Origin of the sequence: Lysinibacillus sp. RS10 (genome assembly GCF_041956855.1) — a bacterium.
GTDB lineage: Bacteria > Bacillota > Bacilli > Bacillales_A > Planococcaceae > Lysinibacillus > Lysinibacillus xylanilyticus_A.
Window position 1 is genome coordinate 2,999,785 of record NZ_CP167122.1, and the last position, 20,088, is coordinate 3,019,872.

Consider the following 20,088-nt stretch of genomic DNA (forward strand, 5'->3'; position numbering starts at 1 on the left):
CACCGTGTCTTTTTTATGCTGTCACATCACGTTTCATGAATGACATATAGCTTATTGCTAAGAATAAAACTGCATAGATCGCGAGAATTGTAAGAGAGAATGGCATTGTAATACCTTCTATCATTAAATTACCACTTTCATACTGTGTTAAATTTGAATGTGTTATCCAAATATATTTAACAAATTCATATCGGCTTAAGAACATCACAATCATTCCGCCCATAAAAGATAAGAACATCGTTAAACCAATTGCTAAAGAGCTTGAACGGAATACTGAGCCCACTAAGAAAGCAAATAATGTCGACATCACAAAATCTCCGCCAGAAAGTAAATAGTGATAGGCCAAATCATTCCATACTGCTTTTTCAACAACCTGACCATTGACCATCTCTAACTCAACGCCCGTTGCACCACCAAATAATATGAACCCTACTAGAGCGCTAACTACTACATTGACAGCAATCAAAAAGAGCCCAAATATGAAAGTTGTCAGTAATTTTGAAGTTAATATTTTTGCCCGAGACATAGGACGTGTTAACAACATTTTAATCGTGCCTGTTGAAAACTCACTTGATACGATACTCGCTGCTAAAATCACTGTGAACAATGTGATTAAAGATAGCATATTACTTGCAAATGTCATAAAGCTTGCTAGGCTTCCCTCTGTTTGAGAAGGCACGTCATTTGCTAATCGATACTCAGAAATAGCAATTTGCTCTTCAAAGTATTTTTTATCTACTTCTGAAACATCGTCACCCTTCAACATGTCTTTATAACTATTAATGACCTGTTGTTCATTTTCCTGCCACGTTATATCCTCTGCAGTCTTTGTTTCATAGTATTTCATCATAATACCAGGACCAACAATAGCGAGGATTAATAGTGCGACCATTGCCCAAGTTCCTTTTTTATGCCACAATTTCATCCATTCATTTTGTATTAGCTTCAGCAATTTGGCCACCTCCTGTCATTTCTAAGAATTGATCCTCTAACGTTTTTTGATGTGGTTGTACGGCGAATAATTGGATTTCTGCGTTCACAAATTGCGTAATCAGTTTCGGTATATCTTCTTTCTTTATTTCCACCACGAAACCATTATTTTCTACAGTAAAGTTATAATCGAACTTCTGCAGATGAATGGCAACATCATCTTTTGGTGCAGCTTCAATATAATAAAATGAAGAAGTTTCAATGTTAATATCACGAATATCGATGAGTTTACCATTTTGTATAACCGCTACTCGATCACACATTAACTCAATTTCGGATAATAAATGGCTAGAAACAAAAACAGATACGCCATCCTCAGCCGCAATTTTACGCAAATACATACGAAACTCACGAATGCCCGCTGGATCTAAACCATTTGTTGGTTCATCTAAAATTAAAAATTTTGGTCGATGCAGTAGTGCCTGAGCAAGTCCTAAACGCTGACGCATCCCAAGTGAATACGTCGATACCTTTTCATGAATGCGTTTCTCTAGACCGACCTGTCTAACCACTTCTTCAATACGCTCTTTTGTAACGTTTTTATGCATACGCGCAAAATGCAGTAAGTTTTTATAGCCCGTCATAAATTTATACATTTCCGGGTTTTCTACAATTACGCCAATCTTACTAATCGCTTCTTCATAATTCTCCTGTAAGGAAAGGCCATCTACAATGACTTTCCCCTCTGTTGGATGCATAAGCCCTGTCATCATACGAATAGTCGTCGTTTTCCCGGCACCATTTGGTCCTAAAAATCCAGTAATTTGACCTGGATATAAATCGATATTCAGTTGCTGAATTAATTGCTTACCACGAATGGTTTTTGATAAATTTTGCAATTGAACTATTGGTTGTGTTGTCATTAATTTCATCCTTTCTTATAATAAGTTTTCATCCATTGCACAGCATCTTTATTCGTAACATCTCGAATCGTCTCTACTTCCTCATGTGCAATAATCGAACCATTTTGCAGTAAAATAATTTGATCTAAAATAGGTTCTACCTCATATAACTCATGCGTTGATAACAATATTGTTTGGTTTTCAATATCTGTAAATTGAATTAACCCTTTAATCAGCTGTTCACGAACGATTGGATCTAAACCAGAAAATGGCTCATCCATTAAATAAAAGGGTACTTCTCGCCCAAGAGTTGCGGCCATTTTCATTCGACCACGGTTCCCCTTTGATAATTGTCGTAGCTTCATATTTTTATCAACGTTTAAAAACTCTGCTACGATACATGCCTTATCATACGAAAAATCTTCGAATTGTGAGGCATAGTGCTGAAAAAGCTGCTCACCTGTGTAAAAATCAAAAAACAAATCAATATCTGGTAAATAAGCAATTTTATCAGCACTTCTGCGTGTTACAGGCGTTCCATTTAGCAAGACCTCACCACTAGATGGACGTAATAAGCCCGCCAATACTTTTAAAAGTGTCGACTTGCCACTCCCATTTTCTCCAACAAGCCCAATGATTCGGCCAACCGGAATGGAAAAAGACACATCTTGCAAAATTGGCTTTTTCATATAACGAAAAGAAACATTTGATAGCTGTAACATTTATTTCACCTCACGATTTTTTGTTAACACGACAAGCATCTCTTCCTTTGAAAATCCCAGTGCTTCAATAGATGTTAAAAAATTTTCAGCTAATTGGTTTTTCATATCTTCTCGTAAAAGTACAATCCGCTCTTCATTGGTTGTAATAAATGTACCTTGACCTCGTTTCGTTTCCGTTATATTCATGGCTTCTAACTCCTTGTACACGCGTTGTACGGTATTTACATTTACACCTGTTTCAACTGCATATTCTCGAACAGAAGGAAGTCGATCCCCTAGCTCTAACTTTCCTTTCAAAATATCTCCACATATCCGATCTACAAGTTGGCTATATATGGGCTTATCACGTGAAAAGTCGATTGTCATCGTAAAACCGCCTTTTCAAGCCACTTCGTCGCTACGATAAATAGAATGACAATCAAAATTATCATCACTACTTCCTCCACAACATAAAGCGGATTATAGATAATCTCAATAGTCGATACTTTTGCCTTTGGTAAATAGTGTGCCAACCAATCTAATGGAATTTCAATATGATGAAAAATAGAAGCATATAGCTGGCTTTCAGTAAATTTATACCATAAATTCATACTGAAGAAAAAAGCACCCATCATAATAACAATGGCAAAGCGACCAATTAAGTGGTTTATTTGGAGATAAAATGCTAAAAATAGTAGCAGTATGACAAACATTATCCATTGGAAAATGACTAAAATTCCTACAGAAAGTATTAATGATAATACTATTTGTCCAAAATTGGCTACAAATTCATCTTTTACATTGTACATGGCTATACTAATAAAAAATAAATTGAAGATAGCATATCCAAATAGTGAAAAAATAACTTTTACACCCACAAGCTGTGTAATAGAGCTAGTGGAGTGTAGCCATATTTCTTTGACCTTTAAATCGTGTCGTATACTAGCTAAAAATTGTAATATCGAATAAAATCCGCCTAATACAATCACGACCATTGTGAGTGCAAATGATAGCTGATTTTCCGGTAATGTAAAGCCATCAACAAATCGCTTTATTAAATATGGAAGCACCAATGACAACATAATCCCTGCAAAAATCGCAACAAATAGCCATGCCCTAAAAAGCACCCATTCCTTTTTGAATAACCCTGCAAATTTTTTCATGCAAACACCTCGTGTTATAGTGTACTAGTTGAATATTACACTATGACTTTTAAGTTTGCAAGTATTAAATGCAAAAAAAAGGAAGGGCCTTTTAATTACAGGCTTCTTCCTTCATGTTGTAATGACATTAAGTTTAATAAAGTATGCATCCTCGGCAATATGGGGGTGATTTCCGTTCCGACTGGGCGCTTTCCTAGGGCTCAGGGCAACAAATATTTTCTGTGCGAAAGCGTAGTGTAAACGTAGCGACAGGATGTTGGTCACGAAGGCGTTAATCATCGCCCTCGCCAAAAGACTTTACAACATGTTCACCGATAATAATTTTAAGATGTCATTACGGATGATTCTGTAATACTTAACAAAATATCTAGCCAAAACGACGGAACCTTGCTTCCTATTGCTGAAATCTGCTGTCCTGACCGTAGCAGAAAGAATAATCCCTTTCAATTAACCATCTTCATTTCCAATTCTTCCACTCTCATCTCCGCTGCCAAACATCTTCATCATGTACATAAGACTTCCGCTTTCAACACCGAGCAATCTTTCTACGTTGAATACAAAAGCAGGAATACGTGAAGCACGCTCTTCCTTGGACATTTCAACCAGATCATCATCAAAAACGGTATTCGTATAGGCAACAACCATTTCCATGCATTCATATGGATACGGCGTACTGAATAGCCCCAGTTCGATACCCTCACGGATTATTTCCGTCAAGATTGGCGGAAGGCCGTTTATGATAACCTTTTGTATTTTCCGATGCATAAGCGCGTTTTGGGGCTTATGTATATGATCAATAATTTCCTTGCCGTTTCCGTCACTTATATTTAGTGCCATGACAACACGGACAATACGCTCGTTAACGGGAATGCTCTTATCTGCGGCAATTGCCTTAGCAGCCCCTAAAATTTGGGCATTATATCGCTCAATTAGCGCATCCATAATATCCACTTTCGACTTGAAATGATAATACAATGTTCCTCGCGCAATTCCGACCTTTTCGAGAATATCATTTGTACTTGTGCCATCAAAGCCCTTCTGACCGAACAGCTCATCCGCTGCATCAAGTATTTCGTTTCTACGTTCCTGCGCCTCTTTTCTCATTTTTACCCCTCCTTATAGACCGACTGTCTGTCTATTAAATTATAGCGTTTTACAATTAATTGCCAATATAATGAACTGATTTTTGTAAAAGATGAATTACAAACTCTAATTTAAGTAATGTGACTGTCGCTTCGCTTTTATCTTTAATAAAAACGATGGAAAAAATATCCTTACGCAGGTAATTAGTGATAGAATCATATGTAAGTTGATCGTTAAGAGGGGAAATCAATGATGTCCGAAGTAAAAAAAATAGATAATACAATGGAAAAAAAGATACGCGAAAGCTTACAGGCGGATTGCCAAAGTTGTTTCGGCCTTTGTTGCACGGCTTTAAATATTGTTGCTTCTAGCGACTTCGCCATTAATAAGGCAGCTGGGACACCATGCCCGAATCTACAAGCAGATTTTAGCTGTCAAATTCATAGTAAACTTAGAGATCAAGGGTTTAAAGGATGTACAGTTTTTGATTGTTTAGGAGCAGGTCAAAAGGTTTCCCAAACAACATTTCATGGGCAGGACTGGCGACAATCCCCTGAAATTTCTGAGAAAATGTTTCGTGTCTTTCCGATTATGGAGCAGTTATATGAAATGATTGCGTATGTAGCAGAGGCTTTATCCCACAAAGTTGATTCATCTCTATTTAACAAGCTACGTTTGCAATTAGAACAACTACAGCGTGCAACAGAGCTGGAAGCAGATGCATTACTAGCAGTAGATATTCCTAATTATCGACTGCCAGTGAACATTTTACTATTAGAAACAAGTGAGCAAATTCGCCAAAATCTTATCGCAAAGATGAATGGAAAAAACTCTCGAAAGTATGACAATAGAGGGGTCGATTGGATGGGGAAGAATTTAAAAAGTAAGGATTTAAGAGCAACTGACCTTCGAGGAGCTTATTTAATTGCCGCTAATCTTGAAAATGCAGATTTAAGAGGTGTTGATTTTATTGGTGCGGATTTACGTGATGCCAATTTACGTGGCGCAGACCTTTCAACAAGTATGTTTTTAACCCAAATGCAACTTAATTCAGCACAAGGCAATCATCAAACAAAATTACCCTCCCACCTGAAACGTCCGTCTCATTGGGATCACTAATTAAAACAGGGCAGATGAAAATATCTTCATCTGCCCTTCTATTTATTTTTGTTTCTTTTTAAAGATGATCGTAACTACAACTAGTACAAGTAAAATCGCTTGTCCAATCATTGTCTCAACAGTTGGGTAAAAACCAATGAAGCTAATAACTGGTAAGCCATCTACAATTGTTGTTGAAACTGCATCCCTCAGCTGCAATGTATGCAGACTGACACCAATAATTTTAAAGGCCAGTACATAAATTAACACCGTTGCCACTGCGAAAAATTTATGAACTGGTATTTTTCCACTTGCTTTAAATAACACAAATGCAAAAATCGTTAATACTAGAAGTGCTACTACGATACCTAGTACAAATTGCGATGTCTCCATTTTAGGTGCAATTCCTGCATAGAAGACAAGTGTTTCTGCCCCTTCACGGAAGACAGATAGGAAGCTAATTGCGGCCATGGCAAACACTGAACCACTGGAGATCGCATTGCCCATTTGTTTAGAAATATAGCGATTCCAGCTTGCCACACTTGATTTACTGTGGAGCCAAATCCCAACTCCTACCATCATTGCAGCAGCTAGTAAGCCAATATAGCCTTCCATCAGCTCTCGGTTTGTATCAACTGTCGGAGAATTTAAAATTGTCGACATTAAAATAGCCGCTACTGCTGATAATAGAACCCCTACAAATGCACCGATATAGATCCATTTGCGCATTGGCTTTTGTCCTGATTTCTCTAAGAATGAAACTAATGCCAAAATAATTAGCAATGCCTCTAAGCCTTCACGCAATAAGATAAGCGCTGAATCCCAAAAAGTATAATCTGAATCAGCTTGAATCAACTCTATTTCAGTGCGGAAATTATCTAATTTACTTTTAATAGCTTCTTTATCGACTGTTGATTTTAATAAATCACTAGCGATAATCGGCATATCACTCTCAATTTTAGTATATAGGCTACCGTTACGAGTCGAAATTTCAATTTCTACACTTGGCCATATCGTAATGAATTCAAGAATTTTATCAGAGGCAGCTTTATAATCACCTGCATCGATAAAATCGTTTGCCTCATCAATATAGGCAATTAATGTAGATAACGAATATTCTCCTTCAACTGCTTTCGCTGTTTCCTTACCAGCTACAAAATCCTCAATTGTTTGTTTTAACTCTGCAAATTGGGACTTCATAAGAGTTACATCTGGCTCCTCAGCGGAAATGGAAATGCGTAAAAACGCCATTTGTGTTTCAATTTGCCCATACATCGCAATACTTTGCTCACGCACAGGTCTTTCATTTTTATTCCATTTGATATTAAAGTCTTTATAGGCTTCATCGATGGCTGCAATGTCCCCACTGGCTAATGCTTTTTCAAAGTCCGCCATGATGGGTTTAAACTTTTGTCCAAATTCTGCACGTTGCGCCGCTTCATCCACAGGGTTTTCAAGCTCTTCTAGAGCACGTAAAGCATTTGACAAAGCCGATAGTGCCTCTAAACGTTCATCCTTTGAAGTAGCTTCAACTGCTTGTGCAAGAAGTTCATCCACTTTTTCTTTTGCTTCTGTCTGTTCAGATGTTACGGATGCCCAGTCTTTAGTAAACTGTTCAAGTGCCAGTTTTGCCTCGGCTTCTTTATCCTGCTTCGTATTCATCAGTGCATCACTAATCGAGATGTACAAATGACTATAAGATTGCGCTGCCTGCACTGGTACAGCAAGTGCAAATAACAAGCATAAAATTAAACTACAGCGCGTTAAAAAGTGCTTCACCTAGATAACTCCCCTTTTGTACACCAGGGAAGCAAGCAAACACGGCACTGCCTCGATGGGTAATGTACTCATTCATTTTATCCATACGCCCTAAACTATTTTGCACTGTTGTAAATTGGGCCGGGTCTTTTTGAAAAGATATGAACATTAGCCCCGCATCATGCGCGCCAGTATTCGTCATAACACCGGATGCGTAAGAGTATGAGCGACGTAACATACGCGCACCCGATTTACGAGCCAAATGCACATGAGATGTATCTGGCATAATATACTCACCATTACTATCCTTCGCTTCTACGTCGAAATCATCAAACTCTTTCTTTTTACCAAACGGTGCCCCACTATCGCGATAACGACCAAATGTTGCTTCCTGATCTTTTAAAGATGTGCGATCCCATGTTTCAAGATGCATTTGAACTTTACGAGCAACTAAATAAGAGCCACCTTTTAACCAACCTTTATCGACCCAAACCACTTTGTTTAAATCTTTTTCATCAGTAGGATTGCCCGTACCGTCCTTGAACGCAAATAAATTTCGAGGTGTTCCTCCGCCTGTTGGGAAAGAGTTGAATCCTGCCTGTGACCATTTAACCTCTACTTTACCAGAAGCTGCACGTACTAAATTACGTACTGCATGAAACGCCACTTGTGGGTCATCTGCACATGCTTGAATACAAATATCTCCACCTGTGTATTCTTTTTGTAGCTGATCTTTCGGGAAATGTGGTAAATCATTTAGTTCAGCTGGCTTTAAGTGCTGGATACCAAGCTTTTCGAAAAGAGATGGACCAACCCCTATAGTTATGGAGAGATTTGAGGCGTTTAATCCTTCAGCTTCACCCGTATCTCCTGTTGGAACTCTAGTATTTGTTGTTAAATCTACCATTAATTCACCATTCATTAAACGTACAACAAGAGGTGTCCATTGTTTGAACAACTCTTGTAGTTCCTTCTTTGATGTGAATAAAACATCTAAAGAAGCAAAATAAATATTCGTTTGAACGGGTGTAACAATGCCAGATTGATGTTTTCCATAGAAATCAACTTTATTACGTGCTGTCGTGCTATCCGCAACGGGCTCAAACACATCATAGCCCATTGCTTTCATAACACCACCTAAGCCTGAAGCACCGATCGCTACACCTGCTGCCCCGATGCCAGTTAGCTTTAACATGTCACGTCTAGATATTTTTTTATTGATCCATTTTCCATCATTTGACTCTGTCATTTATTATCACTCCAAAATAATCCCCATTTGACTTAATGGTTCTCCTAGTTGATTAACTGCTGCTGCAAGTGCTTTTGTGTTTTCTTCTGTTAATTCTTCGTAAGAAACATATCCACCGTCAGCTGTTGCGTGCTGTGCCAATAAATCGTCCACTGCTTTGAATTTTTCATCTAATGTTGCTACTAATTCTTTATCTTTTGCTTCTAATTTCGGACGTAAGATTTCAAAGATTTTTTCTGCGCCTTCAATATTTGCTTTAAAGTCATAAAGGTCAGTGTGAGAATAGATTTCCTCTTCACCAGTGATTTTAGATGTTGATACTTCATTTAATAAATCAACAGCACCTGTAATCATTAAATCTGGTGTTACTTCAACAGTTTGAACTAATGCGTGTAATTCTTTTGCATCGGCTAATAGTTGATCTGCTACTTTTTCGTAGCCTGCAGTTTTATTTTCAACCCAAAGTGCATGTTCAAGCTTATGATAACCTGTCCACTCTTCCTCGCCCTTACCTTCTTCTTGGATATCGGCTAAACGACCGTCAATACGTGGGTCAAGGTCTCCAAAGCTTTCTGCGATTGGCTCTGAACGCTCAAAATACATACGAGCTGGTGCATAGGCTGCTTTTGCTCCTTCAATATCGCCAGCTTTAACTAGATTTACAAATTTCTCTGTTTCTAGTAAAAATTGATCCATTTGTTCTAAAGCAAATTGTTTATAAGCTGATAGTTCAGCTGTAAGATCAGCCCCTTTTGTTTGTTCTGCTTTATCTGCTTGCTCCGTTGCGGGCTTCTCTTCTTTTTTTGTTTCTTCTGTATTGCCACAGCCAGTCATTAGAATGCCACCTGCAACTAATACTGACAATATTGATGTTTTTTTCATGCTAAGTACCTACTTCCGAAATAGTTTATATTGAGAATGATAATGATTATCACACTCTATTGCAAGAAGTATTTTTATTTAAAGAAAAAAACGTCATTTTCTAGTTGATATTTTAATATAACTAGAAAAATAACGCTTTTCCTACAATATAACGATTCTAATCTACGAAATTTTTGTTATTTTCATATTTTCCATATAAGAAATAATAAAGGATAATTGACAGTAAAATTACGAATACCATCGCAAAGAAAATCGCACTGTAGCCCATCGTTGGAACGAAGAACCCTAAGAAATAAGGACCAACACCTAAACCTAAATCATATAAAATAAAATAGGTCGATGTCGCAAGTCCTAATCGCTCATTTGGTGTAACCTTAATAGCTATTGCTTGCGCTACAGAATTGAAGTTACCATAACCAATACCGATGCAAGCAGCAGCTAGTAAAAATACAACACTACTTGTAGCCGAGCTAAAGGCATACATACCGATTGCAAAAATAACTAAACACGGATAAACAACAATATTCGCGCCTCTTGAGTCTAGAAGCTTTCCTGTAAATGGACGTGTCGCTAGAATCACGATTGCATAAATAATAAAGAAATAACTTCCCGCTGAGACCAAATCAAGCTCTTTCGCATAAAACGTCATAAATGACATAACCCCTGAGTAAGCAAAACCGATAACTAACCCCACAAAAGCAATTGGCACAGCACGCATTTCGATAAAATGGCTTAGCTTAAAGCTTGTTTTCTCTGCCATTTCTTTGGCTTTCTTCGGTGCGTCAGGAACTGTCACGATAAAATACATCAAAAAGCAAATAATAGCTAATACTGAATCGACTGCAAAAATCATACGAAAATCTTCAAACAGTTGTGTTAAAAGAATACCTACAAACGGTCCAATAGCAGTTGCTAAGATGGCACTTAAACTGTAATAACCAATACCTTCACCACGTCGATTTGACGGTAAAATTTGTGCAATAATTGTTCCAGTTGCCGTACTCGCCACGCCAAGTGCAATTCCTTGTACTAAACGATTGAGCATGAGAAGTGTCAAATTTACCGCGAAAAAATATGACATCGTTGATAGCATAAACAATAATAATCCACAAAATAATGTTTTTTTACTACCCCAATCCCCAATGATTCGTCCTGCCCCAAGACGCCCTATTAATGTACCTATAATAAAAATACTCGATACAAGCCCTGCCGTACTAGTTGAAGCTCCAAAGTGCTCAACCGCATAGCCTGCAATTGTTACCATCAATAAAAAAAAGATTAATGTAATCGTAAAGTTAATAAGTGAGACGATTAAGAAGTCTTTTGTCCATAGTCTATCTCTAGTTGTTTCCACTTTCATCTCTCCTACCGATTTATGTTTGCACAAATTTTCTCTAAAACTTGTGTCGCAATCTCTATCTCCTGCTTTGATACGCCTTCAAGTGCCTGTTCAAACAACGGTTTTAAATGCGCCTTTATTTCTAGCACAAGTTCTTCACCATAAGCCGTTAATTGTACAAGCTTTTCGCGCTTATCCCTGCCCGCTACCGTTTCCACATAGCCTAGATCTACAAGCTTGTGAACAAACCTTGTGACACTGGGCTTTTCAATTGACATATAATTCGCAATCTCCACGAATGAATGTCGCCCCTTATCATTAAGTAATCGAAGAACAGCCCATTGCGAGCTATACAACTGATATTTCTCTAATTGCACATTCACTTGATTGATTAAAGGTCTGTACATTAAGCGATACTGATTAAAAAAATTCTGTTCAACCGTCACAGTTACCACTCCTTATAAATTAGTTAGCCTAGGTAACTATATACCCAAAATAGCGATTTGTCTAGTAGGGAATTAGCGAGAATTCCTCTAGTTTAGAGCCGCTATCGTTGTCGTTGGTCTTTCCGTCGTTGTAGCTATTCTTTCCGTCGCCTCTATTTCTATCCGTCCCCTTGGCTTTTCTTTCCGTCGGTGCCGGGATTCTTTCCGTCGCTCTGAGACTTCTATCCGTCGATCACTCCATTGTTTCCGTCGCCTCTATTCTATCCGTCTCCTTGGCTTTTCTTTCCGTCGGTGCCGGGATTCTTTCCGTCGCTCTGAGACTTCTTTCCGTCGATCACTCCATTGTTTCCGTCGCCTCTATTTCTATCCGTCCCCTTGGCTTTTCTTTCCGTCGGTGCCGGGGTTTTTTCCGTCGCTCTGAGACTTCTTTCCGTCGATCACTCCATTGTTTCCGTCGCCTCTATTCTATCCGTCTCCTTGGCTTTTCTTTCCGTCGTTCTGAGACTTCTTTCCGTCGATCACTCCATAGTTTCCGTCGCCCCTATTTCTATCCGTCTCCTTGGCTTTTCTTTCCGTCGGTGCCGGGATTCTTTCCGTCGCTCTGAGACTTCTTTCCGTCGATCACTCCATTGTTTCCGTCGCCTCTATTCTATCCGTCTCCTTGGCTTTTCTTTCCGTCGTTCTGAGACTTCTTTCCGTCGTTCTGAGACTTCTTTCCGTCGATCACTCCATTGTTTCCGTCGCCTCTATTCTATCCGTCTCCTTGACTGTTCTTTCCGTCGGTGCTGGCGTTCTTTCCGTCGCTCTGAGACTTCTTTCCGTCGATCACTCCATTGTTTCCGTCGCCTCTATTTCTATCCGTCCCCTTGGCTTTTCTTTCCGTCGGTGCCGGGGTTTTTTCCGTCGCTCTGAGACTTCTTTCCGTCGATCACTCCATTGTTTCCGTCGCCTCTATTTCTATCCGTCCCCTTGGCTTTTCTTTCCGTCGGTGCTGGCGTTCTTTCCGTCGCTCTGAGACTTCTTTCCGTCGATCATTCCATTGTTTCCGTCGCCTCTATTCTATCCGTTTCCTTGGCTTTTCTTTCCGTCGGTGCCGGGGTTCTTTCCGTCGCTCTGAGACTTCTTTCCGTCGATTACTCCATTGTTTCCGTCGCCTCTATTTCTATCCGTCCCCTTGGCTTTTCTTTCCGTCGGTGCCGGGGTTCTTTCCGTCGCTCTGAGACTTCTTTCCGTCGATCACTCCATAGTTTCCGTCGCCCCTATTTCTATCCGTCTCCTTGGCTTTTCTTTCCGTCGGTGCCGGGGTTCTTTCCGTCGCTCTGAGACTTCTTTCCGTCGATCACTCCATTGTTTCCGTCGCCTCTATTTCTATCCGTCCCCTTGGCTTTTCTTTCCGTCGGTGCCGGGGTTTTTTCCGTCGCTCTGAGACTTCTTTCCGTCGATCACTCCATTGTTTCCGTCGCCTCTATTTCTATCCGTCCCCTTGGCTTTTCTTTCCGTCGGTGCTGGCGTTCTTTCCGTCGCTCTGAGACTTCTTTCCATCGATAACTCCATTGTTTCCGTCGCCCCTATTCTATCCGTCTCCTTGGCTTTTCTTACCGTCGGTGCAGGGGTTCTTTCCGTCGTTCTGAGACTTCTTTCCGTCGATCACTCCATTGTTTCCGTCGCCCCTATTTCTATCCTTCTCCTTGGCTTTTCTTTCTGTCTGTGCCGGGGTTCTTTCCGTCGCTCTGAGACTTCTTTCCGTCGATAAGGCCTTGCTTTCCGTCGCAGCTATTTCTATCCGTCGTTGTCGCTATTCTTTCCGCCACTCCTTTTAACTAAAAAGCCGCAACTGTATTAAACGGAATCTGTTCGCCATTTTTATATAAATAAATATATTCATAATTAGCATCTTTCGTTAGTTTATAAATATGCTGCTTCATAACTTCGTCGTTTTGATTTTCAATTTCATCAATGTTTATTACAATCGTATCTTCCTTACTCTCCACGCTGACCGTAACAGTTTCCTTTGTATTGATCACAATATACGAGCGCTTTTCACCATTATTTATCATTTGGGCATAATCTTCCATTCCAAGGACATTTAAAGTTTCTTGTAAATCCTTTGGTACAGATTTTACTTTAGTAATTGCTACTGTTGAATTACATGCTGACAATACAATTATTGAACATAATAAGACGATTAATAATTTCTTCATATACCATCACTCCCCATTTATCATATTCAATAAATATTCCGAAAAAGCCTTTCAAAATAAAAAAACAACCGAACAGCCAAAGCCATTCAGTCGTTTTTTCGTAATAAATATAAAAAATAAGGAGCACCGATACATGCTACGACAATACCAGCTGGCACTGTCGCACTGGCAATCGCTACGCGGCCAATCGTATCCGCTAGCATTAATAAACTTGCACCTATAAACAAGGTAAGCGGTAAAAAGAACTGGAAGCGTGGTCCGACAAGCTGTTTCGCAATATGTGGAGCCATTAGACCGATAAAGGCAATTCCTCCTGTAACTGAAACAGCAGCCGCAGCTAATGCAACAGCGACCACTAATAATTGCAAGCGCTCGCGTGCAATATTCATGCCTAAACCAACTGCCGTTTGTTCGTTCATCGCCAGTACATTTAACACATTGGCCTTATAAAAAATAAATGGAATGCCTAGCACCAGCCAAGGCAATAACGCCCAGAAAAACGGCCAATCCGTTCCCCAAACATTGCCCGCAAGCCATTGCGCGATAAATTGCACATCACTACGCTCCGCTGAAGAAATTAACATCATCATAACTCCAGATAAGGCAGAGGCTACGCCCACTCCGACTAAAATTAGTTGGACTGGCTGTACACCCGTATTGCGCTTATAGGCGAAAAAGTAGATACACATTGCAGTTAATAAAGCACTACCAAATCCGACAAGTGGTAATATATACGCAAAGTTAGGAAGATTACCATCTACAAGGAGATAAAAAAGTGTAATCCCAACACCCGCCCCAGCATTAATCCCAATAATACCGGGGTCCGCTAAGTCATTACGGGTCACTCCCTGCAACACGGCACCTGCTAATGCTAATGCCATCCCTGCTGCTGCCAATACAAACAATCTTGGCAAACGAACAGAAAACAATACGAATGATTCTTTAAAGCTGCCGTCTCCCAGCAAGATCGGTATGATGCGGTCAATAGAAACCGAAGCAGCTCCCATGGATATGCCCATCACAAAAATAACGATTGTCAACAATATCCATACAATTAACCATTTACGTTGTTTTTTTCGCCCGTCATTAAACAACCTGACGACCTCCCTTCCGAACAAGAAGTAAGAAGAATGGAAGGCCGATAATGGAAATAATTGCAACTACCGGTGTTTCATATGGAGCATTAATCATTCTACCTGCGAAATCCGCTGTTACCATAAACCAACCACCGATAATGGCACTCATCGGTAAGACAAATCGATAGTCTGTCCCAACAATAGCACGCACAATATGCGGCACCATCAAACCAACAAATGCAAGATTCCCAACAAGGGCAACTGCAGAGCCTGCCAGTACAACAACTACAAACATCATAATTCCTTTAATTACTGTTGTATTTTGTCCTAACCCTACAGCAACTTCTTCGTTTAAACTTAAAATGGTTAGCTGACGACTAAATATAAACGCTACGATTAAGCCTATTATAATAAAAGGAACAATAATTAGCGCTTGCCATGTTGTGCCAATTAAACCACCACTCGTCCACATCGATACATCTTTTGAAATTTGAAATAATATTCCCGTACCATCTGCAATTGCTTGTAAAAGAGCAGATACAGCTGCACCGGCTAAGACAAGCTTTAATGGAGAAAAGCCATTCTTTGTAGAAGCACCAATACCATATACAATCATCATCCCGATCCCAGCACCTACGAAACAGGCAAAAATAAGCATCATATAAGAGGCATTGGGGATAAATGCCATTGTTAAAGCAAGTACAGCATTGGCACCCGCTGTTAGACCGAGAAGCCCAGGATCTGCTAATGGATTTCTTGTAACTCCTTGCATAATAGCACCAGCAACCGCAAGTGCACTGCCTACAAAAATAGCCGCAATGATACGTGGAAATCGAATTTCACGTAAAATCGTATAATGCTTGCCACCGCTTTGTCCGACAACAGCTTCATAGACATCCTGAATGCTAGTATTAGCCGCGCCAACACAAAGCGAGATCGTCACTGTCACTGCTAATAAGATCAGGGCAAACAGCGCTTGAAGCCAAAATGGGAATTGTCGAAACTTTGTCATTTGCCTTCGCTACTCTCTACTAAAAATTATTGTAAAAACTTCTCTTCAAAGAAATCTAATTGATACTCTAAAGTAATCGGATCATTAAAGTAAAATGCGTTGGCATTCACTTCAAATAATTGTCCATTTTTCACCGCTTCTAAATCTTTAAACCACGCAGCATCTGTAAATGAATTATCTTGATCCTGGAACATACTAAAAATCACATAGTCTCCTGCATATTCACCTAAAACTTCTTGTGAAATTGCAAAATAACCTGGCTTCAAAGCATCTTGTTTCACTTTTTCAGGCATATTTAAGCCCATTGCTTGATATAAAATTTCTGTTCCACGACCCCAGTTATCACCATAAACATACAATTGCTTATTAAAGCTTTCTGCAACAGTAACGGTTGCATCTTCACCGATTTTTTCTTTAATTTTCGTACCTGTTTCTGCAGCACGCGTTTTAAAATCCTCAACCCACTCAGTAGCTTCTTTTTCTTTGTTAACAACCTTACCGATTTCAATGAATTGTTGTAAATAGTCAAATTTTCCGTAAGTAAATAATACAGTCGGAGCGATTTCTGCTAATTTATCCGCATTTTCAATACCGCTTAAACCAATAATTAAATCCGGTTCTAGCTCAAGAATTTTTTCAATATCTGTATTCTCAACAACCACTGCATCTTTAATATCATCTTGGAAGTTTGGATTTTTCGCAGCCCATGAATCTACGCCAACGACATTTACTCCAAGTTGTAATAAATCCCCAACAAAAGAAGATAATACTACGACACGTTTAGGGTTAGCAGGTACTTCAATGGGACCTGTTTCAGATTGATACGTAATCGTTTCTGCTGATGATGCTTCTTTAGAGCCCTCTTCTACCTTCTCTTCTTTATTGCCGCACGCTGCTAGCACTACTACAACCATCATAAACATTGGTAATAACCACTTTTTCATTACATAATTCTCCTTCTACACCGTTTCTAGTAAGTTATATGTAATGCACATTGGCTTGTCTGTTCGTGGATCCTTGCCAATGACTGCATCAATATTAAACACTTTTTCTAATACTTCTGGTACAATCACTTCCTCTGCCGTACCAAACTTCACAAGCTCTCCTTGCGAAAGAGCAACAATATAATCTGAAAAACGAGCTGCTTGATTTAAATCATGTAGCACCATGACAATTGTGCGTCCTTCTTCTTCATTTAACTTGTAAAGTAGTTCTAAAACTTCTAACTGATGGGCCATATCTAAATAGGTTGTTGGCTCATCTAAAAAAATGATAGCGGTCTCCTGTGCTAATGCCATCGCAATCCACACTCGTTGACGCTGTCCACCAGATAAGGCATCCACTGTATTTAACCGAAAGTCATCTGTTTTAGTTACCTTTAAGGCCCAGTCAATCACGTCTTTATCCTTTTGTGATAAATTGCCGAAGCCTTTTTGATATGGAAATCGACCGTAAGATACAAGTTCTTCCACTGTTAAACCATGCGCACTTTCTGGACTTTGTGGCAATATAGCAAGCTCTTTCGCTAATTCCTTCGTTTTCATCTTGGAAATATTTTGACCGTCTAAAATGACTTGTCCACTCTCATGCTTCAAAATTCTTGTAATAGCTTTTAAAAGTGTAGATTTACCACAGCCATTAGAGCCGATAATCGTTGTAATTTTACCGTCTGGAATTTCCAGCGACAAATCATGCACAATCGTTTTGTTCTCATAGCCAATACGAATCGATTCAACTTGTAAACGCAAAATGTAACCTCTCTTCCTTTTTACTTCTTTCCATGCTATGATACTCACAACTAACAATGATAATCATTATCACTAGATTAGTCTAGTAATCAGATCAAGTTTTGTCAAATACTTTTTTATTATTTTTCTAAGGATGTGCGAGAAAATGCAACAAATATATGATGTGACAATTATTGGTGGTGGGCCTGCTGGTCTATATAGTGCCTTTTATAGTGGTTTACGAGGATTAAAAACGAAATTAATCGAGAGTCAGCAACAGCTTGGAGGGAAAGTATTGCTTTATCCAGAAAAGCTAATTTGGGATATTGGTGGTCACCCTCCTGTGTTAGGCGAACAATTTGTACAACAATTAATTGCGCAAGCTAAAACGTTCGATCCAACTATTTTAACAGACACAAAAATCGATTTCATAGAGCGTCAAGACGATATTTTTATACTTCATAGTGCCCAAGGCGATCAGCATTACTCTAAAACTGTTCTTATAGCCGTTGGTGGTGGAATCATTAACCCTCAAAAGCTTACTCTAGATGGCGCAGAAAAATACGAAATGACCAATTTACACTATACCGTGCAATCCTATCAACGTTTTGTGGACAAGGATGTTATTATTTCGGGAGGTGGAAATGCGGCGATTGACTGGGCAGTTGAGCTTAGTCGTATCGCTAAAAACGTTACTGTTGTTTATCGCAAAGATCAGTTATCTGCCCACGAAGCCACAATTCAAGAAGCTTTAGATGTCGGTGTCCGGATTGAATGCAATACAACTATTACGAAACTAACTGCGAATGCTGACAAAACGGCTATTCAATTAGTAACGTGCGAAAACTCAAAAACGAAGCAAAGCTATACACGTCAAATTGATGAAGTCATTGTGAGTCATGGCTATAACCGCGAAGCATCATTAGAATTTGATCAAGCCATCACTATTCCTAAAAAGGATGATTACTATTTCGAAGGCAGAGCTACAGGAGAAACCGCACAGCCTGGAATTTTTGCAGCAGGTGATATTTTAGCATTTGAAGGGAAAATTCATCTTCTCCTAGGAACCTTCCAGGATGCAGCCAATGCCGTGAACTCCATCAAAACATTTTTAGAGCCTACTGCCTATCGCCATGGCATCGTTTCATCACATAACGAGGCATTCAAAGAGAAAAATCGCTCTATTATTGAAAAGCACCTGATACAAGTAAAATAAACACAAAAACCCTTGCGATAGTAGCAAATTAGTTTGCTGTCTTCTTTCAATCTAAAGAAACCCTCTTAGAATTTGTTCTAAGAGGGTTTTATTACTATTCGTCTATAATCTAGAAAAACTACCTAAATAAACTTAAAAAATATCCCATTTGCCTGATCATGTTTACTCCGTTTGTTATGGTTCCGGCATGGCCCATAAGCATATTGAGATGCTGTGGTAATCTTCCTACTCTAGAAGTTTGAGGTTGTTGATTAGGATAATAGAAGGGCTGCACGAATCTACCTTGAGAAGGGCCATAGCCTTGTCGATATCTTGGTTGGATTGGTCCCCTTCTAGGATTTGGCGGAAAAAACGGCATTCATTCACCCCCTAACAAATAACTTTTAAATAGTATATGTTGGTATTTTTTCAACACTTAGACTTTCACAGATGTTTGTGAAAAAAACATACATATATATGCCTTAAAAAAGCCCCGAAATCTAGTAATTTATTCTATCTCTCGGAGCCTAAAATGGCGCACTGCAAGCGGATTTGATCTCTTACAGGAACCATACTATTTTTTATTTCATATTATAGAAAAAGACGATTAAAGAAGGGATTCCTATTCAAAATTCTAAATATCTCGATTTTCTGTCCAAATTTGGTGTTGGTGGTGCGCATCCTGGTGGTATTAATCTAACAAAGGAAATATTCAAGACGGAGAACATTAGTAAAACCTCTCACATTTTAGATGTAGGGTGTGGTACAGGTCAAACCGCTGCCTATTTGGCTGACAAATATAAATCGAAAGTAACTGGTATAGATAGCAATTCCATAATGGTTGCAAAAGCAAAAAGGAGAATGAAAAAAAACCGCCTACCAGTAGAAATATACCCATGTTCTATAGAACAAATGCCTTTTCCGGATCATACATTTGATGTCATTATTTCCGAATCAGTTCTTTCTTTTGTCAATAAACCTAGTGCCCTAAAAGAAATCTTTCGTGTATTAAAGAATGGCGGTCGTTTTATCGCCATTGAATTTACTATTACGCAACCACTTGAAGCGAAGATTGAAAAGGAAGTCCAACAGTTTTATGGATTTGACTCTTTCTCAATGAAAAAGGATTGGATCGCTTTGTTTCAACAAGCTGGTTTTAAAAATATTCGTATTCAAAAAAACAAATCAATCTCATCGGTACCTGAATTTCATTACTCGGAGGATATTGAACCTGAACTTTATGAGGTAATGGATAAACATTTGGATATGAACTTAAAGTATGAAGAGATTTTAAACTATAGAATTTATTCATGTACCAAATAGTCA

The 20,088-nt window shown here is 39.0% G+C and carries 24 protein-coding genes; 8 read left to right on the forward strand and 16 right to left on the reverse strand.

Annotated features, from left to right (window positions below; all coding sequences use genetic code 11):
* Positions 1–13: 13 nt before the first annotated feature.
* The 6 genes from ACB089_RS15400 to ACB089_RS15425 form a co-directional block, all read right to left on the reverse strand.
* Positions 14–952, reverse strand: coding sequence for an ABC transporter permease (locus ACB089_RS15400; RefSeq protein WP_374967187.1), 939 nt, complete (start codon positions 950–952; stop codon positions 14–16).
* Positions 930–1,853: an ABC transporter ATP-binding protein gene (locus ACB089_RS15405; RefSeq protein ID WP_374967188.1), complete on the reverse strand. Its 924-nt coding sequence runs from the start codon at positions 1,851–1,853 to the stop codon at positions 930–932. Before ACB089_RS15405 ends, ACB089_RS15400 begins: the two co-directional genes overlap by 23 nt.
* 5 nt (positions 1,854–1,858) lie before the next feature.
* Positions 1,859–2,554, reverse strand: a complete 696-nt coding sequence (locus ACB089_RS15410; RefSeq protein WP_374967189.1) for an ATP-binding cassette domain-containing protein — start codon at positions 2,552–2,554, stop codon at positions 1,859–1,861.
* Positions 2,555–2,920 (reverse strand): GntR family transcriptional regulator, encoded by a 366-nt coding sequence (locus tag ACB089_RS15415; protein ID WP_368636474.1) that lies wholly within the window; start codon positions 2,918–2,920, stop codon positions 2,555–2,557.
* Positions 2,917–3,696: a hypothetical protein gene (locus tag ACB089_RS15420; protein ID WP_374967190.1), complete on the reverse strand. Its 780-nt coding sequence runs from the start codon at positions 3,694–3,696 to the stop codon at positions 2,917–2,919. Before ACB089_RS15420 ends, ACB089_RS15415 begins: the two co-directional genes overlap by 4 nt.
* 447 nt (positions 3,697–4,143) lie before the next feature.
* Positions 4,144–4,800 (reverse strand): TetR/AcrR family transcriptional regulator, encoded by a 657-nt coding sequence (locus tag ACB089_RS15425; RefSeq protein ID WP_374967191.1) that lies wholly within the window; start codon positions 4,798–4,800, stop codon positions 4,144–4,146.
* Between the two features lie 231 nt (positions 4,801–5,031).
* On the opposite strand from ACB089_RS15425, the gene ACB089_RS15430 reads away from it, so the two are divergent.
* A complete protein-coding gene (locus tag ACB089_RS15430) occupies positions 5,032–5,898 on the forward strand; it encodes a pentapeptide repeat-containing protein (protein WP_374967192.1) in 867 nt (288 codons plus the stop codon).
* Positions 5,899–5,940: 42 nt separating this feature from the next.
* Here ACB089_RS15430 and ACB089_RS15435 read toward each other — a convergent pair whose 3' ends face one another.
* The 5 genes from ACB089_RS15435 to ACB089_RS15455 form a co-directional block, all read right to left on the reverse strand.
* Positions 5,941–7,656 carry an FTR1 family protein gene (locus ACB089_RS15435; protein WP_374967193.1) on the reverse strand — a complete coding sequence of 572 codons (1,716 nt, stop codon included), beginning with the start codon at positions 7,654–7,656 and terminating at the stop codon, positions 5,941–5,943.
* On the reverse strand, positions 7,631–8,884 hold the full coding sequence (gene efeB / locus ACB089_RS15440; protein WP_374967194.1) for an iron uptake transporter deferrochelatase/peroxidase subunit: 1,254 nt from the start codon (positions 8,882–8,884) through the stop codon (positions 7,631–7,633). Before efeB ends, ACB089_RS15435 begins: the two co-directional genes overlap by 26 nt.
* 6 nt (positions 8,885–8,890) lie before the next feature.
* Positions 8,891–9,766, reverse strand: a complete 876-nt coding sequence (gene efeO, locus ACB089_RS15445) for an iron uptake system protein EfeO (protein WP_374967195.1) — start codon at positions 9,764–9,766, stop codon at positions 8,891–8,893.
* A gap of 157 nt (positions 9,767–9,923) precedes the next feature.
* Positions 9,924–11,120 (reverse strand): MFS transporter, encoded by a 1,197-nt coding sequence (locus ACB089_RS15450; protein ID WP_374967196.1) that lies wholly within the window; start codon positions 11,118–11,120, stop codon positions 9,924–9,926.
* An 11-nt stretch (positions 11,121–11,131) separates the two neighbouring features.
* Entirely contained in the window at positions 11,132–11,551 is a 420-nt protein-coding gene (locus tag ACB089_RS15455) for a MarR family winged helix-turn-helix transcriptional regulator (protein ID WP_374967197.1), read from the reverse strand.
* A gap of 170 nt (positions 11,552–11,721) precedes the next feature.
* On the opposite strand from ACB089_RS15455, the gene ACB089_RS15460 reads away from it, so the two are divergent.
* Genes ACB089_RS15460 through ACB089_RS15480 form a run of 5 tightly spaced genes read left to right on the forward strand, consistent with a single transcriptional unit; the run spans position 11,722 to position 13,304 of the window.
* Positions 11,722–12,156 carry a hypothetical protein gene (locus ACB089_RS15460; RefSeq protein ID WP_374967198.1) on the forward strand — a complete coding sequence of 145 codons (435 nt, stop codon included), beginning with the start codon at positions 11,722–11,724 and terminating at the stop codon, positions 12,154–12,156.
* Entirely contained in the window at positions 12,111–12,566 is a 456-nt protein-coding gene (locus ACB089_RS15465) for a hypothetical protein (protein ID WP_374967199.1), read from the forward strand. The genes ACB089_RS15460 and ACB089_RS15465 overlap by 46 nt, the downstream gene beginning before the upstream one ends.
* Positions 12,521–12,874, forward strand: a complete 354-nt coding sequence (locus tag ACB089_RS15470) for a hypothetical protein (protein ID WP_374967200.1) — start codon at positions 12,521–12,523, stop codon at positions 12,872–12,874. Before ACB089_RS15465 ends, ACB089_RS15470 begins: the two co-directional genes overlap by 46 nt.
* A complete protein-coding gene (locus ACB089_RS15475; protein ID WP_374967201.1) occupies positions 12,829–13,080 on the forward strand; it encodes a hypothetical protein in 252 nt (83 codons plus the stop codon). Before ACB089_RS15470 ends, ACB089_RS15475 begins: the two co-directional genes overlap by 46 nt.
* The gene (locus ACB089_RS15480) at positions 13,035–13,304 is read left to right on the forward strand and encodes a hypothetical protein (protein ID WP_374967202.1); all 270 of its coding nucleotides are present in this window, start codon (positions 13,035–13,037) and stop codon (positions 13,302–13,304) included. The genes ACB089_RS15475 and ACB089_RS15480 overlap by 46 nt, the downstream gene beginning before the upstream one ends.
* Before the next feature lie 67 nt (positions 13,305–13,371).
* Here ACB089_RS15480 and ACB089_RS15485 read toward each other — a convergent pair whose 3' ends face one another.
* The 5 genes from ACB089_RS15485 to ACB089_RS15505 form a co-directional block, all read right to left on the reverse strand.
* Complete coding sequence (locus ACB089_RS15485; RefSeq protein WP_374967203.1) at positions 13,372–13,752, reverse strand: hypothetical protein; 381 nt, start codon at positions 13,750–13,752, stop codon at positions 13,372–13,374.
* Between the two features lie 86 nt (positions 13,753–13,838).
* The gene (locus ACB089_RS15490) at positions 13,839–14,846 is read right to left on the reverse strand and encodes a FecCD family ABC transporter permease (RefSeq protein WP_374967204.1); all 1,008 of its coding nucleotides are present in this window, start codon (positions 14,844–14,846) and stop codon (positions 13,839–13,841) included.
* On the reverse strand, positions 14,839–15,840 hold the full coding sequence (locus ACB089_RS15495) for a FecCD family ABC transporter permease (protein WP_374967205.1): 1,002 nt from the start codon (positions 15,838–15,840) through the stop codon (positions 14,839–14,841). Before ACB089_RS15495 ends, ACB089_RS15490 begins: the two co-directional genes overlap by 8 nt.
* 26 nt (positions 15,841–15,866) lie before the next feature.
* The gene (locus ACB089_RS15500) at positions 15,867–16,784 is read right to left on the reverse strand and encodes an iron-hydroxamate ABC transporter substrate-binding protein (protein ID WP_374967206.1); all 918 of its coding nucleotides are present in this window, start codon (positions 16,782–16,784) and stop codon (positions 15,867–15,869) included.
* A gap of 15 nt (positions 16,785–16,799) precedes the next feature.
* Positions 16,800–17,588, reverse strand: a complete 789-nt coding sequence (locus tag ACB089_RS15505; protein WP_374967207.1) for an ABC transporter ATP-binding protein — start codon at positions 17,586–17,588, stop codon at positions 16,800–16,802.
* A gap of 145 nt (positions 17,589–17,733) precedes the next feature.
* Here ACB089_RS15505 and ACB089_RS15510 point away from each other — a divergent pair, with 145 nt between their 5' ends.
* Together ACB089_RS15510 and ACB089_RS15515 are read left to right on the forward strand one after the other, a co-directional pair.
* Complete coding sequence (locus ACB089_RS15510) at positions 17,734–18,783, forward strand: NAD(P)/FAD-dependent oxidoreductase (RefSeq protein ID WP_374967208.1); 1,050 nt, start codon at positions 17,734–17,736, stop codon at positions 18,781–18,783.
* Positions 18,784–19,452: 669 nt separating this feature from the next.
* Positions 19,453–20,085 carry a class I SAM-dependent methyltransferase gene (locus tag ACB089_RS15515; RefSeq protein WP_374967577.1) on the forward strand — a complete coding sequence of 211 codons (633 nt, stop codon included), beginning with the start codon at positions 19,453–19,455 and terminating at the stop codon, positions 20,083–20,085.
* Positions 20,086–20,088 lie beyond the last annotated feature (3 nt).

Excerpts from the sequence above, each read along its gene's own strand:
- ACB089_RS15405 (WP_374967188.1), bottom strand. The coding sequence starts at position 1,853 with ATGACAACACAACCAATAGTTCAATTGCAAAATTTATCAAAAACCATT.
- ACB089_RS15410 (WP_374967189.1), bottom strand. The coding sequence starts at position 2,554 with ATGTTACAGCTATCAAATGTTTCTTTTCGTTATATGAAAAAGCCAATT.
- ACB089_RS15415 (WP_368636474.1), bottom strand. The coding sequence starts at position 2,920 with ATGACAATCGACTTTTCACGTGATAAGCCCATATATAGCCAACTTGTA.
- ACB089_RS15420 (WP_374967190.1), bottom strand. The coding sequence starts at position 3,696 with ATGAAAAAATTTGCAGGGTTATTCAAAAAGGAATGGGTGCTTTTTAGG.
- ACB089_RS15425 (WP_374967191.1), bottom strand. The coding sequence starts at position 4,800 with ATGAGAAAAGAGGCGCAGGAACGTAGAAACGAAATACTTGATGCAGCG.
- ACB089_RS15430 (WP_374967192.1), top strand. The coding sequence starts at position 5,032 with ATGTCCGAAGTAAAAAAAATAGATAATACAATGGAAAAAAAGATACGC.
- efeB (WP_374967194.1), bottom strand. The coding sequence starts at position 8,884 with ATGACAGAGTCAAATGATGGAAAATGGATCAATAAAAAAATATCTAGA.
- efeO (WP_374967195.1), bottom strand. The coding sequence starts at position 9,766 with ATGAAAAAAACATCAATATTGTCAGTATTAGTTGCAGGTGGCATTCTA.
- ACB089_RS15485 (WP_374967203.1), bottom strand. The coding sequence starts at position 13,752 with ATGAAGAAATTATTAATCGTCTTATTATGTTCAATAATTGTATTGTCA.
- ACB089_RS15495 (WP_374967205.1), bottom strand. The coding sequence starts at position 15,840 with ATGACAAAGTTTCGACAATTCCCATTTTGGCTTCAAGCGCTGTTTGCC.
- ACB089_RS15500 (WP_374967206.1), bottom strand. The coding sequence starts at position 16,784 with ATGAAAAAGTGGTTATTACCAATGTTTATGATGGTTGTAGTAGTGCTA.
- ACB089_RS15510 (WP_374967208.1), top strand. The coding sequence starts at position 17,734 with ATGCAACAAATATATGATGTGACAATTATTGGTGGTGGGCCTGCTGGT.